Source organism: Cerasibacillus sp. JNUCC 74 (assembly GCF_053667775.1).
Genome location: NZ_CM132207.1, coordinates 666,833 through 679,706 on the forward strand (window position 1 = coordinate 666,833; position 12,874 = coordinate 679,706).

12 protein-coding genes and 1 other annotated feature are annotated in these 12,874 nt (G+C 34.6%); of the genes, 7 read left to right on the forward strand and 5 right to left on the reverse strand.

What is annotated here, in order from left to right:
- Positions 1–456: 456 nt before the first annotated feature.
- Positions 457–704 (reverse strand) — a binding site (T-box leader).
- Positions 705–1,151: 447 nt separating this feature from the next.
- A complete protein-coding gene (locus JNUCC74_RS03080; RefSeq protein ID WP_454066859.1) occupies positions 1,152–1,976 on the forward strand; it encodes a methyl-accepting chemotaxis protein in 825 nt (274 codons plus the stop codon).
- 1,979 nt (positions 1,977–3,955) lie between these two features.
- Here JNUCC74_RS03080 and JNUCC74_RS03085 read toward each other — a convergent pair.
- The 4 genes from JNUCC74_RS03085 to JNUCC74_RS03100 all read right to left on the reverse strand — a co-directional run bounded on the left by JNUCC74_RS03085 (position 3,956) and on the right by JNUCC74_RS03100 (position 6,978).
- Positions 3,956–4,678 carry a hypothetical protein gene (locus JNUCC74_RS03085; RefSeq protein ID WP_077319389.1) on the reverse strand — a complete coding sequence of 241 codons (723 nt, stop codon included), beginning with the start codon at positions 4,676–4,678 and terminating at the stop codon, positions 3,956–3,958.
- Positions 4,679–5,326: 648 nt separating this feature from the next.
- Positions 5,327–5,470: a hypothetical protein gene (locus JNUCC74_RS03090; protein WP_179104355.1), complete on the reverse strand. Its 144-nt coding sequence runs from the start codon at positions 5,468–5,470 to the stop codon at positions 5,327–5,329.
- 58 nt (positions 5,471–5,528) lie between these two features.
- Positions 5,529–5,945, reverse strand: a complete 417-nt coding sequence (locus JNUCC74_RS03095; RefSeq protein WP_077319390.1) for a Mov34/MPN/PAD-1 family protein — start codon at positions 5,943–5,945, stop codon at positions 5,529–5,531.
- 1 nt (position 5,946) lies between these two features.
- Entirely contained in the window at positions 5,947–6,978 is a 1,032-nt protein-coding gene (locus JNUCC74_RS03100; protein ID WP_454066860.1) for a hypothetical protein, read from the reverse strand.
- Positions 6,979–7,260: 282 nt separating this feature from the next.
- On the opposite strand from JNUCC74_RS03100, the gene JNUCC74_RS03105 reads away from it, so the two are divergent.
- The 6 genes from JNUCC74_RS03105 to ddlA all read left to right on the forward strand — a co-directional run bounded on the left by JNUCC74_RS03105 (position 7,261) and on the right by ddlA (position 11,621).
- On the forward strand, positions 7,261–7,929 hold the full coding sequence (locus JNUCC74_RS03105; protein WP_077319392.1) for a BMQ_0737 family morphogenetic spore coat protein: 669 nt from the start codon (positions 7,261–7,263) through the stop codon (positions 7,927–7,929).
- A gap of 70 nt (positions 7,930–7,999) precedes the next feature.
- Positions 8,000–8,569 carry a hypothetical protein gene (locus JNUCC74_RS03110; RefSeq protein ID WP_143695787.1) on the forward strand — a complete coding sequence of 190 codons (570 nt, stop codon included), beginning with the start codon at positions 8,000–8,002 and terminating at the stop codon, positions 8,567–8,569.
- Positions 8,559–8,855 (forward strand): hypothetical protein, encoded by a 297-nt coding sequence (locus JNUCC74_RS03115; RefSeq protein WP_454066861.1) that lies wholly within the window; start codon positions 8,559–8,561, stop codon positions 8,853–8,855. Before JNUCC74_RS03110 ends, JNUCC74_RS03115 begins: the two co-directional genes overlap by 11 nt.
- A gap of 177 nt (positions 8,856–9,032) precedes the next feature.
- A complete protein-coding gene (locus JNUCC74_RS03120) occupies positions 9,033–9,305 on the forward strand; it encodes a hypothetical protein (protein WP_454066862.1) in 273 nt (90 codons plus the stop codon).
- Positions 9,306–9,587: 282 nt separating this feature from the next.
- Entirely contained in the window at positions 9,588–9,854 is a 267-nt protein-coding gene (locus tag JNUCC74_RS03125; RefSeq protein ID WP_454066863.1) for a hypothetical protein, read from the forward strand.
- Positions 9,855–10,520: 666 nt separating this feature from the next.
- A complete protein-coding gene (gene ddlA / locus JNUCC74_RS03130; protein ID WP_454066864.1) occupies positions 10,521–11,621 on the forward strand; it encodes a D-alanine--D-alanine ligase in 1,101 nt (366 codons plus the stop codon).
- 333 nt (positions 11,622–11,954) lie between these two features.
- Here ddlA and JNUCC74_RS03135 read toward each other — a convergent pair whose 3' ends face one another.
- The gene (locus JNUCC74_RS03135) at positions 11,955–12,515 is read right to left on the reverse strand and encodes a nitroreductase family protein (RefSeq protein ID WP_077319397.1); all 561 of its coding nucleotides are present in this window, start codon (positions 12,513–12,515) and stop codon (positions 11,955–11,957) included.
- Positions 12,516–12,874: the final 359 nt, after the last annotated feature.

The window sequence follows — 12,874 nt, forward strand, 5'->3', positions numbered from 1 at the left end:
ATTCAAGTACAAAAAACTAGAAGTAACTGCTTTTTCAAAAAATGATTCACCATGTAAAAATCTATTCTAGAATAAAAACTAGAAGCGCCTTGATCATCCCCGGCAAGCACTCCCACAAGGAGGCTGATCGCTTAGCGGAAGGAGTGAATCGACCTCAAGGGGCGAGGTGTGAAGCTGTATGGATAAATGTTATACAAAAATGATTATCATATCCACCAGTTTCCTAGACAATGAACAAAGGCGCAAGCGCCCGTTTAGCAACGTAGTGAATGGAACGAATCAACTGAGATAAAGGAATCACGGTGAGATGACGAACCGATGATGACTTATCGTAGGGCGATTTCGTGAAGTCGCATAGTTGCCGGGCAATGGAGCCGGACGTGACTAGTCGGTTATTTCGTTAACCATAAGCACATCATTTTGTACTTTCTTATCTTTTAAAAAAGTCCCTCGTCACAAAAGGACGGGGGACCGTGGTACCACCTTTATTAACTGCAATGCAGTTCACTCTGGCAATAGCAAAGAAGTAAAATTTGCTATTTGTCTCAGGTAACGATGAGACGAATTCGCCAAAGCCTACTACATAAACAGTTCGGTTTGGAAGCTCGGAAGTCCATTCATCTAATGCTATCACACTGATTTTCACCTGACATCAGCTCTCTAAAGTGTAACGCTAGATTACTACTCTTCGTCATAACTTAAGTATTTTGATTTATTGAAAACAATGTTAAAAGAGATTTATGAAAAAGTCAACCCTTTTTTTCTTTTTTTTAAATGCTGTCAATAATCTTCATCAAATTATTGGTTTAAGCATTAAAAAAGGGGAGCACAAAACGGATGGCGTTTTTTAATAATCTTCATAATAGGCAGTGATTTATGTCGCTTCAAGGTGAAAAACCCACTGAACGAGTTTTACTTGAAAAATATCTATTTTAACATGCAATTATTTCAATAAATAAAGTCAAATAAAGATTATTTGTTTGTAAGTTCTTTTTAGAAAGCGATTTATCTGTTTTATATTTAGAAGGTTTTTTTCATTATCTATTATCTATTAAAATATACATAAACTTTATATTTTAGTATACTAGATCATTGTATAATAATTAGGTTAGTACTTGTTCTTTATTTTCAATCAAAAGGAGATTAGTATGATGGACATCTTAGAAGCTCTAGCCATAGCGACCCCTTATATTCACAAAGCATTTAAAGAAGAGGCGATCGTTACGGTTGTAGAAAAAGAAAACAAAACATTAGTCAGTTATATGCCTGGTAAACGTGTTCATACGGGGAATGTTGTAGGGGATGTTTATAATGCGGCTGACGAGAACATCACAGGCGCTTTACAAGGAAAAGAAACAAATGTTTATATACCAAAAGATGTGTACGGTGTCCCGCTCCGTGCTTTTGCTTTTCCCATTTATGAGAATCACCAAGTTGCTGGTGCACTAGCTTTTGGGTTGCCGGTTGATAATCAAGAGAAGCTTGAAGAATACATGGAAACAATCAATTCGATTACGAATAACTTGCAAGATAAAGTCCATACAATTGCATCTCATTCAGAAGAGCTGGCAGCTACTAGTGATGAGATCAATGAACAAACTGCTCATGCTTTAGAAGACTCTGATCGAACGAATATGATTACTGAGTTGATCAGAGACATTTCACGTCAAACAAACTTACTCGGTCTTAATGCTTCCATTGAAGCAGCGCGTGCAGCACAGCATGGTGCTGGTTTTAACATCGTTGCTCAGGAAGTACGCAAATTATCTATGGAAACGTCAAAGGCAACAGAAGAAATTGAAGGGTCTCTCCATAGTGTCAAAAATAACTTGGAAAGCTTAAAAGAAAGCATGCTACAGATTAAAGGTGCTTCCAATGAACAAGCAAATCTTGTGCAGGAGTTTAGTGAAATCATTGAACAATTGAACACCTTAGGGGGAGAAATGGAAACATTCATGAAAGCTGTATTACGTTAGTAGCTTTTGATATCTGTAAGTAGGGTGATGTAATTTTAAAACATCACTTCTATTTTGTATAATTGACTCCCCCATGTTACGCCACAAGAATGAACGCCGGCAGCTTTTGCCATTTGCAAATCAAAAAAGTCGTAAAATTAGCCATTATTCTCGTTAATTCTCTTTCACGTGATGTCCAACATCACGTGAAAGAGCCACTCACCAAGAATAAATTTTTACTTATTTCTACATCGTCTATTTATTTGATGAAACTTGTTACGTGATAAACAATTTTTGAATGCAGAAATCTATCTGTTACTCTATTATTAAACGAAATTAATTGAATTCTATTCTTTGAGAATTAGTTATTTTCTAAGCTGCTTCAATTTCTTTAATTTACTCTTGTTTTATTTGTATAGTGCTAAAAGAGCATTAAAATACTCTAATGAAAAACAGTCATTTATTGGTGTTTTATTTTTTCCGATTAAGCATATATGTATTTAATTAGCGTTTCTCTTTCTCGTTTACTGCTGACGAATAGAATATGATGTCCTTTATATTCTCATAAGTTCATTTTCTGATAGAATAGGGACATTTAATTCCTCTTTTAATTTGCCTAATACGACTAGCTCAAAAGGTTTTATCTAGTTGATTGAATTTATCAAATTCTTCTGTTAAATTTTCCAGTTCATTTAACTTAAAAAACAAATTACTCTTTAGATTATTGTTAATTGATGTGTACCTTATGCAATACAACCAAAATTTTGTAATTATTTAATGAGAAGTATTAATAGGAATAATCTAATATCATCTATTAAAAATAAATATATGTAAATATTTCATTTTTAAGTAAAAATAGGGAAAAAACAGGTGCTTTTACCTATCAATTAAGGATTCAGAATATCTTGGTTTTTAAATCATTATGTGTCGGCTTATTAGGATGATTGAAAAGCTCGGTCCAGATTCTTATAATGGACGAGCTGGAAAAGGCTCTATGTACTTTGACTTAGAAGTGAATGGAGCAAGATTCAAGAAAAGTGTCGACTAACTAATGATGAAATGTTTGAATACTTTAATGTTCCAGCGTTGGATGAGGCAGTGAAGGACGGAAAAGAGATTAGATTTTCGCATGACCCTAGATTAACTCAATATGTGGGCTCATACTTGGCATCCGAACGGGTCCATTAAAAAACAACGACATGGATATAAAACTCTGAAAAAGATAGGAGATGTTTCAGTTGCAAAATAAAAACAGGATAACTTATCAGATGAGCTAATCGAATTTCTTGGGGTATTTAATAAGATACACCATATATAATATTTTCCATAAGGTTTAGAGCATATAATTATTTTAATGTACAGTTGATTATGATAGAGGGACTAGCCTGGAGCTGGTGTGTATAAATACCATACAAACATGATTATCAATTATCCAATTTTTTAGACAATTAAAAGCCCCTCGTCCTTTTTGGACGAAGGGACCGTATACCACCTTTATTAACTGCCATGTAGCTTACTCCGACAATAGCAAAGAATTAATTTTTCTATTCGTCTCAGGTAACGATGAGGACAAATTTTCCAAATTCTACTACATACATAGTTTGGTTTGGAAATTGCGGAAGCCCAATCTTCTAATGCTATCACACTGATTACCACGGCCATTAGATCTCTAAGGTGTAATATTCGATTACTATTCTTTCTCATTACTTAAATATTTTGGTTTGTTGTTGTGATAATAACAAAAAAGATAAATCAAAAAATCAAGCCTTTTCTGTAAATATTTTTTGTAAACTTGCAGATGCTTTTTAAATGTTCGACTACTATAAGGATATATCTAGGAGAATAGAGAAGATCATCATACGGTTGAAATACTGCTTCTTCTTTTTAAAATAACGGAGCCAAATTGAACCTAATAAATGCAGGAGATAGCATATTCAGCTTCTGTAAAGGTTGAATCGGTACCACTTTTCGAAGTGGTACCGATTCGTTGAATTTTCGTATTATGGCGTACCTCCGTTACCATTAGGTGGTGCTGGAAAATTGAATGATGGTGGAGTGCCTAGCGTTTCACAGCGATTAGGATCTACATCACAAAAATGCCCTTCGGCATCCTTAATAACTGGACGAGTGACGGTAATAGTTGTACGTAATACAACTTTAACTAAAATACCTGCTAATGTTACTACGCCGCCAATCTCGATGCCCGGAACCTCCTGAGTGAAGATTCCCTCAACTTCAAGCGGTGATTCCTGTAGCAGATCTTGTGGACATGCTCCTGGAAAATCCGTATGCGCTTGGAAAGGGATACTGGTTGTTAACGTAATAGGAAGAGCTACCCCCACTACCGATATTGTAATGGTGGCCGGAACAAGTCCAATGTTTACGACTTTATCCTTAATGATTCTAGCATTTTGAGTAATTCCAGCTAGATTAGGTGTAACGGTTATAGAAATGATATCATCAAGGTCTGCTATACCTAAATCTGCAAGTTCAAAAAATCTTTCGGCCACCTTTTGAACGGATTTGGCACCTACCAAGGAATTAACTACAAAACAATCACTATTTAATTTAGTTTCTTTGAGTTCTTGCTTTTTAAAGTTGCATTTGCAAGTTCCGCGTTTACAGCAATCATCTTTACAGCAATCATGTTTTTTGCGGGGTCTGTGTTTTTTAACTTGCTTCCCAGTCATTACAACACTACTGAAACATTTTTTAGAGGACATTACATCCTCCCTCCTTTCGTAAACTCTTTTTTCGAAAATAAAATGTTATCTTCAAGATTATAGTATTAGCCAAAGCCACTTTGTGATTGGACTTTTTGATTATTAAGTCATTCCCCTATCTACATATAATTAGAAGTTTTAAATAAATAAGTAGCTGAATGATAGGCTTTATTTTCTAGTATGCTTGCAAGTTAAAACAAGGGCTGTCCAAAAGCCTTGTAGTTTAAAGTAATTGTAATTTGCTAAAAAGGAGGTTTGGAATAATTTTTGCAAAAAGAGGAGATATTTCACTTAATGTGGGAAGGAACCAACTTTATCAGCAGGCCATCTTATTGAACGGGGTGTTTTTGGGGGGATATATATAAGTAGGCATCTGTTATATGTCTTTATTTTTAAAAATGCAGTGCATGAAAATGAGGAGAAGTTATGAAATGATAAAGAAAGAGGCTATTTATTAGAAATTGGATTATCGCTTAATTGCGTATATAGATATAAATTATAAATAGCGATATCTATATTCTACAATTTGCTATAATTCTAAATTCCAATAAGATAACCTCTATGGAATAAGTTTATTTAAATAAGAGTAAGACCTTTATTCTAGACCGTTCATAGAACCTATTCGGAGGATGTAACTGGTCTTTTGTGTTATTTTACCTTACCACAACAGCCGCCTCTTCGGAACATTCCTCTTTTAATCGACGGTGATGAATCCAATACAATTGGCTTCAAGGACGTCTTTATCTTAGTATAGGTACCCTCTGCTTTCTTTATTTTTTTCGTCTTCAACATTCCTCAACTCCTTAGGTGTTATAATGTATTATAGTATTATTTTTCGGTAATGGTTGGGCTATCGTGAGGGATCTATCCAAAAAAGGCATTTTTCATAGTTTGCATCACGTATTCGGTACCATTTAACTAAGGGAGATCCCCCTTTAAAGGATATGATGACCATTTTCACGTTGTCAGCAGGGTGATTAGCAATGTCTAATGTGGAAGGTATTGGTGCTGTATAAGGGTGAGAATGATAGATAGCAAGAACATTCTGGTTTACTTGTTTAATTCTCTTCATCGTACGCTCAACTTCATGCTTACTTACATAAAAACGTCTATCAGACTTCCACTCGTTCTCTAAGTGCCAAATAGATTGTACATTCCCCTGATTTCCTGCTAATACACCACACGCTTCGTAGGGTAATGCTGAATTTCCATGCTCAACCATTTGATTGTGTATAGATAGTGGGATAATTATCTGCTCATGGTTCATCTTATCCTCTTTTAAATAGGGAAAGGAATGAAGTAAAGTCTGGTTTTTTATTTGATTCTTCTAAGTGCTCTGAGTTACTATTTGTTGCATCTAACTGGTTATCAATAGACTCGGTATTATTTTCTAACGTTTCTTCTATTTCAAGGTTTGGCGCTTTTTCTTCCTCTACATTATTTTCAAAGGATGAACTGTCATTTTCAGTAGGAGTATGATCTTCATAAGAAATTAACGTGTTGTCTGTATCGAGGCTTTCCATTTTGCTTTCATCTTGTGATTTATTGTTGGGAGTTGCTGTACGAGTTATAATATTTTTATTTATTTCATATTGAGCATTTCGGAACGTCTTCTTTGCCTTACTCATGGAAATGGTTTCAGAATCCTGTGAATCATAATGGTGGACACAATAGGAGTTTTCATTGTTTGGCTTTGTAAAACTATATTTCTGTCTGTTTACTTGGTTATTTTTTTTTTTGTTTAATGATTGTTCAACATTGTTGGGAAATTGTAGGATGCTTTGTAATTGTTTATATTCTGACCTTTTAACGGAACGACTATTTTTGGCTGTAGTATCCTCTTCCTTCGTTTTCATTAATCTTTTTATTTGTGAGATTTCTTCTATTACATTTTCAAGCTCTTTTTTCTGCTCCTCAGATTTTGTATTTTGAGTATTTATTAGTTGGTTTATCTTTTCAGAAAGATCATTAAATGGCAATTGTTCAAATTGATTTTTAATCATTTGAACTTTTTGATTTAATTGTTGTAAGGAACTCGTAATAGATGTAAGTTGTTTAGTGAGATATTGTTCCTCCATTTGATGATTATAAATCTTTTCTTGATAATTATTTTCCATAGCTTTCATTTCTCCTTTTAGTTTAAAAATTTCCATCTTTAAATCATAAAAGTCCTCTTTGGTCTTAAGATAATCTTTAATTAATTTTCCCTCTGTCACTGTTCTAACAGTTTGCTTGTAGGAATCGAGCTCTTTTTTTAACCTATCAATATCATCAACATTATACAACTCATATCGATACATTTTCATTCACCCTTTTACAGCACATTAATATACTATTTATGAAACAGCAATATGTGACAAAAGTGCATTTTAAAAAAAATCAGAACATGATTGCTTTGATATCCCCATTTTATGCACAGATTTCTTGATTTAAACGTTAAATTGTAAAGATGCTTATGATTATGACGATTACCTAATTCCAATGATTTTTATAACAATTCCGCTATATTACTATACCGTTTGCGGGCTTTATTCATAGGCTACCAATGAAAGAAATTAATCTTATTCGGAGGTGTTTGCTATATGCAGGCAAATAATTTATCTGGAGGTCAGGAACTCCTATGTATTAACACAGAGAAGGTATATGACTGGATTCTTAATGAATCAACTTTTGATTTAAACTTGATGGATTTGGAATTGCCATTAAATCCTAATACCGGTGAACAGTTAACATGTGAAGATATCGATATAGATACAGTTACATGTACAGTTACGCCTAGTGCTACGAATCCGATTGTTATTTTGGATCGAGTAGATCAGGATTTTATCATTGATGGTACGGAGGTAACGTTACAGCTGGTAAACATCCGTAAAAACTTTGTAGTAACAGTTTTTGTTGATTTATTACCAGAACTTGGGGGAGGAACAGTAGAGGTGTGTGAAGCAGATTTCACACGCTGTGAACAAGTGGTTCTTTGTGCGCCTGATGGAACAGAGATTGATGTATGTTACACAGATTTAGATTGTTTTGTATGTACTGCTGCTTGTGACGATACAATTGAGCCAAATCAACTTGATGTAACGCTTACTGTTCGTCTATGTCAAAGCATTCAATCAACATTTGAAGTAACTCTTGAAATTGTAGCAGAGTTTTGTGAACCAAGAGATGTTCTGCCAATTACTCCGTGTCCTACGCCAACTATGCCACCGCAATGTCCAGTTATTTTCCCAACGAATGGTGATAATGGGTAAGCTGTCGGCATAAGTTATTAAGAGAGGAGCATATCCTCTCTTTTATTTTTTATTTAGGAGGGTTATGGAATTGGAAAAACTTAAAAACATACAAAAAAAGCTGCTGCACTTACAAAAAATAAATGATACGTATTTAAAGGACTTAAAATCATTAGCAAAGGAAATGCAGACAAAGCAATTAAAAATTATCAGTTATTTTACATATTCGCTTAATCTGAATCATGAACAAGAGGGCGAAAATTTTATTGTTGGTTCTTATCATATAAAAAATTTAGGTTGTAAGCCGCTGCATAATCCATTTATTTGTATAAAGTTAGGCTCTGAAGTTGTATTTGACTTCTCCGGTAAATATTTTTATCAAGATACCCAACAAAAGATGAAGCTCGCCAATGCATGGTTAAGAATAAATGATGCAGATAATCAAGAAGAATTTTGGTTAAAACCAAGCAATCAACAAATATTGAATCCGCAAGAAACATTAACCTTTCAAAACTTCCAATTAAAGTGGATTCCTACTATGTCCTATGTGGGCAATGTTACAGGGTTTACGTATGGAGATGAGATGGAGGAAGGAATGGCTGCACTAAATCAAATCAGTATTAGTGGAAATGTAAAGGAGGAAGATGACCATGAAGAATGAGGAAATGGAAACGTTATTTAAGCAATCTGTCCATTTATTTATAAAGAATCACTTGGAAACGATAAGTCAAGATTTGCAAGCTAACAATAGAAGTTTCGTCTATTTAGAAAATAATATGCTACAAATGATGATGACCTATTTGTTTATGAATATGGATAATAAATATGATCATCGCATTGATCCATTAGATACAGATATACTAGAGCAAATAGAAGCTAACCTCGACTCCATGATCGATGAAAATAAGAATGAATTTGAAGAGATTTTTAATATGCTAGATAGATAATGCAGACATGAAGGTGTTCCGTTGTTTCTGAAAATCGTGATAAGGAAGGTAGAGAAGGATGAACACAAAAGGCAATGCTTACCTGTGAAAGTAAAAGTAAGAGAATTGGATGCAAAGTCGTTACTAGCATATATGCAGCAATAAAAGGTTAGACCATTGTAAATAGGCAAACATAAATTGGTCGAATTAGTTGCAAAACATTATCTACCAAGTGCTTTTTTCTCAAAAGGATATCCAAAGCATATTGGCAAGCAAGTGATTAGAAACGAAAGAGAGAATGGACATAAAATAGTTGAATTAGAGGAGGAAGGGTTAATTATTCAAGATAAAAAAACCTATTTACAGGATCGAGCAAGAACTGAGATACAAACAAAGCTCGAACATGTTTATTGTAAGGGTAGGTTTCAAGAGCAAATTGTTGCTGGTTCCCCCCCCAACAGTAGTAAATAAATGCCATGTACAGGAAGCCCGCGAATGGATCTGTTAAAACCAAAGTACAGGCAACTATATAGTGGAAGATACACAACGTATAAGCGATCGATTTGCTCTATTTATTTTAGTAAATACAAGATTTTCCCAATATAATGCGGTCAGTTGAATCAAGGAAACGCATCCTCAGCGTATCTACACCAAAAGCCTATATGAACATTTTGTACAAATGATTAAGGATGTGATTAAGAAATTTCCTGAGGTGAATGTAGTAATTATACCGCATCCAGAGAAATCTTCGCTGTGTATAAACAAATTTTTTCATCGTCTCCGAATGTGCATGTTATTCCGTTACTGGCTACTGATGTGGTCATTCATAACGGCTGCACATCAAGTATTGAAGCATTTTTTCTAAAGAAGCAAATTATCCCTTCTATACCTATTACTTCCTTGGAATATGCTGTACAATTGCCAAATCAATTAGGGGTAAGAGCAACTAGCAGTAGGGAAGTTGAGGAATTATTAATTAAAATGCTGCACAATCGGATAAATCATTGTCCGAACATCTAAAAAAGTTTTAGACCATTATTGTTCTAATTTAAGTGAACAATTTTCTTTTTAAGTTTTATAGACACCATTCCATTTTCCGATCCAACTCGTTATCCTTCTACATTCAAGCCATTATAGTTAAAAGAAATATGTCAAATATTTTTCCCTTCATTAAGCAATGCAGAAATTCAAATCTTCTTTGCAAACCTAAATAATCTGGAGGGCAGGAATGTGTTTCAAATAAATGCTGGATAATGACAAAGCATAATTATACGATTCGTATTATAATAGTAACAGTCGACTAAAAAATAATTGTCGTCTGTTATTTTTTACTTTATTGCTTAAGCTGTTTTATGCTATTTTATAATCATGGTAAACAATTGATGTTAGTTGTTCAAACAGTCTGGGAAAATAACGGAATTAGAAATCGGTAGCCTTACTTATCCTCCAGCAGTGTAAGCTCATTAGCATAAGCAATAAAATGATTCTCCACATATTGTACTTTTAAGTTGCGGGAGGTTACAAATGTTAGTGGCTCTATACGTTTTTCATACATGGCAGTATGGATATGTTTTTTGATAGTGATTTATATTTACGTGTTTTGTTTTTTAATATAGTCACTAAACGTTGTGAAATTTAACCAGTCTGCCCTTTTTGAACAAGTATGATAAGGGAAGGACGAATACTATGAAAAAGAAAAAAGTCGGGATCATATTTGGGGGGAAATCTGCAGAACATGAAGTATCCCTTCAGTCTGCTAAGAATATTGTCGATGCAATTGATCGTGATAAATATGATGTTGTTTTAATCGGAATTGATAAAGAAGGAAAATGGCATTTGAATAATCCGTCTACTTATCTGCTTCATGCAGATAACCCAAAGCTCATTGAATTAAACAAGTCAAACGAAACGATTGCAATCGTTCCCGGTGAACAGGAAAAACAATTCATTCATGCTTCTAATGCCGGGCATTTAGATGAACTGGATGTAGTGTTTCCCATTGTTCATGGGACATTAGGAGAGGATGGCAGCCTGCAGGGAATGCTGCGTATTGCAAATGTTCCTTTTGTAGGACCAAATGTATTATCCTCATCTATCTGTATGGATAAGGATATTGCAAAACGTTTATTGCAAGCTGCCGGGATTAAAGTAGCTAAAGGAATCGTTTATCGAAAGAAGGAAAAGCAAAAAATTAATTACGAACAGGCGGTGGAAGAATTAGGAACACCGATGTTTATTAAGCCTGCCAATCAAGGTTCTTCTGTAGGAATAAGTAAAGTAACGACAGAGGAAGAATTCTACGAAGGTATCGAGGCAGCTTTCCATTACGATCATAAAATAGTCGTTGAAGAGTGTATTATCGGGAGAGAAATTGAATGCTCCGTACTCGGAAATGAGACTCCAAAAGCATCTTTGTTAGGCGAAATTTTGCCAAAAACAGACTTTTACTCTTACGAATCAAAATATATTGATGAAAAGGGGGCAGAGCTTGCTATCCCTGCGGATGTTTCTGAAGAAGTAACCAAGCGTGTACAGGATATTGCTGTCAAAGCATTTGAAACCTTAGAATGCGAAGGTCTGGCAAGAGTGGACTTCTTTTTAACCGAGGATGAAGAAATATACTTAAATGAAGTGAACACATTACCGGGATTTACGAAGATAAGTATGTATCCAAAACTTTGGGACGTAAGTGGACTTTCTTATCAAGAATTAATTAGTACCTTAATTGAATTAGCGATTGAGCGTCATGAGCGAAATAATCAACTAAAAAGCTCACTTTGGGACTAAGAAAACGTATTCCATAAAAGTGAAACTTCTATCCGTAGGGGTTTTTCTTTATCCCATACTGATAGAAATTGAACAAAGGCTAGAATCTTGAGCGTCCTTGAAAAGCCGCGATGTATCGCTTACGAAGTTTTTTCTCATTCTTGAAAAAGAAAAATTCTTTTTCGTCATGCGATGCATCCCACTACGTAGCTTTTCTTGTCATTGTCAACTCAAGCGAATCGGATATTTAGCGGTGCCGTTTAACCCACTTAGATTTTGAAGCGAGGTCTTACGGCACCTTACATGCGGGATAAAAAGAGGCTTGATGTAGTAGCTGACATCAAGCCTTATCTGTTATCCTTCAAAAGTTGTAAATTTTTCTTTAACACCAATTCGTTCCTTAACAGGTGGTATGTCATCAAAATAGCCTAAGTGAAGAAAACTGATAATTTTCTCTTTCGGTTTGACATTTAATATTTCTTTTACTTTTGGATCATAAATATGAGGATTTGTTTTCCAGACAACCCCGAGCTGTTTTTCCCATGCTAATAACCAAAAATTTTGAATCATACAAGCGACAGCACCATAATTTTCTTCCCATTGTTTCTGTTCTTCGGGTTCTTCCATAATAACTACTAAAATAGCATTAGGCTCGTTTAAATAGTCTTCTCGATTTTGTTGTCTTTCTTTCGGATACGTAGCTGCTACTTTTTTTGCGAATTGCGGTAATTTGTCAGCTCCGACAAAGATAAATCGCCATGGCTGACGCATGCCGTGTGTCGGAGCCCAAATAGCATCCTCCAGTAAAGATAATACGGTTTCTTTTGTTACCTCTTTATCTGTGTATCCTTTTTTTATAGCACGGCGTTCACGTATGATTTTAGCTAGTTGTGAGTTATTCTTTTTATTCTCCATTACTCCATCTCCCCTGTTTACAGTTACAATTGATAATTATTTTCAATTAAATTGTAGCTCAAGAAGACTAGAAAAGCAATTTTTCTTCCTTGAGTAAAAATGCACCTGTGTAAGTATATGCAGGAAACTGCTAGGTAAGAAGCTCAAATCGTTGATACATTACTAGACAAGCATAAACCACATCAAAAGTTAAAATGGCGCAATGAAAGTATTACATATTCAGCAAGTGGCAGCTTAAAAGTTTCATGCATATCTATTAGGATGCCTGCTTTAGAAATATGATGCTATTCTAATTTTCTAATGAAATAATAGGAGCACTATTTGAAATAAATGAAACTGCTTTTTGCTAAAAACTCCTT

Excerpts from the sequence above, each read along its gene's own strand:
- JNUCC74_RS03100 (WP_454066860.1), bottom strand. The coding sequence starts at position 6,978 with ATGTATCGATATGAGTTGTATAATGTTGATGATATTGATAGGTTAAAA.
- JNUCC74_RS03090 (WP_179104355.1), bottom strand. The coding sequence starts at position 5,470 with ATGTTGAAGACGAAAAAAATAAAGAAAGCAGAGGGTACCTATACTAAG.
- JNUCC74_RS03105 (WP_077319392.1), top strand. The coding sequence starts at position 7,261 with ATGCAGGCAAATAATTTATCTGGAGGTCAGGAACTCCTATGTATTAAC.
- ddlA (WP_454066864.1), top strand. The coding sequence starts at position 10,521 with ATGAAAAAGAAAAAAGTCGGGATCATATTTGGGGGGAAATCTGCAGAA.
- JNUCC74_RS03135 (WP_077319397.1), bottom strand. The coding sequence starts at position 12,515 with ATGGAGAATAAAAAGAATAACTCACAACTAGCTAAAATCATACGTGAA.
- JNUCC74_RS03085 (WP_077319389.1), bottom strand. The coding sequence starts at position 4,678 with ATGTCCTCTAAAAAATGTTTCAGTAGTGTTGTAATGACTGGGAAGCAA.
- JNUCC74_RS03080 (WP_454066859.1), top strand. The coding sequence starts at position 1,152 with ATGGACATCTTAGAAGCTCTAGCCATAGCGACCCCTTATATTCACAAA.
- JNUCC74_RS03095 (WP_077319390.1), bottom strand. The coding sequence starts at position 5,945 with ATGAACCATGAGCAGATAATTATCCCACTATCTATACACAATCAAATG.
- JNUCC74_RS03115 (WP_454066861.1), top strand. The coding sequence starts at position 8,559 with ATGAAGAATGAGGAAATGGAAACGTTATTTAAGCAATCTGTCCATTTA.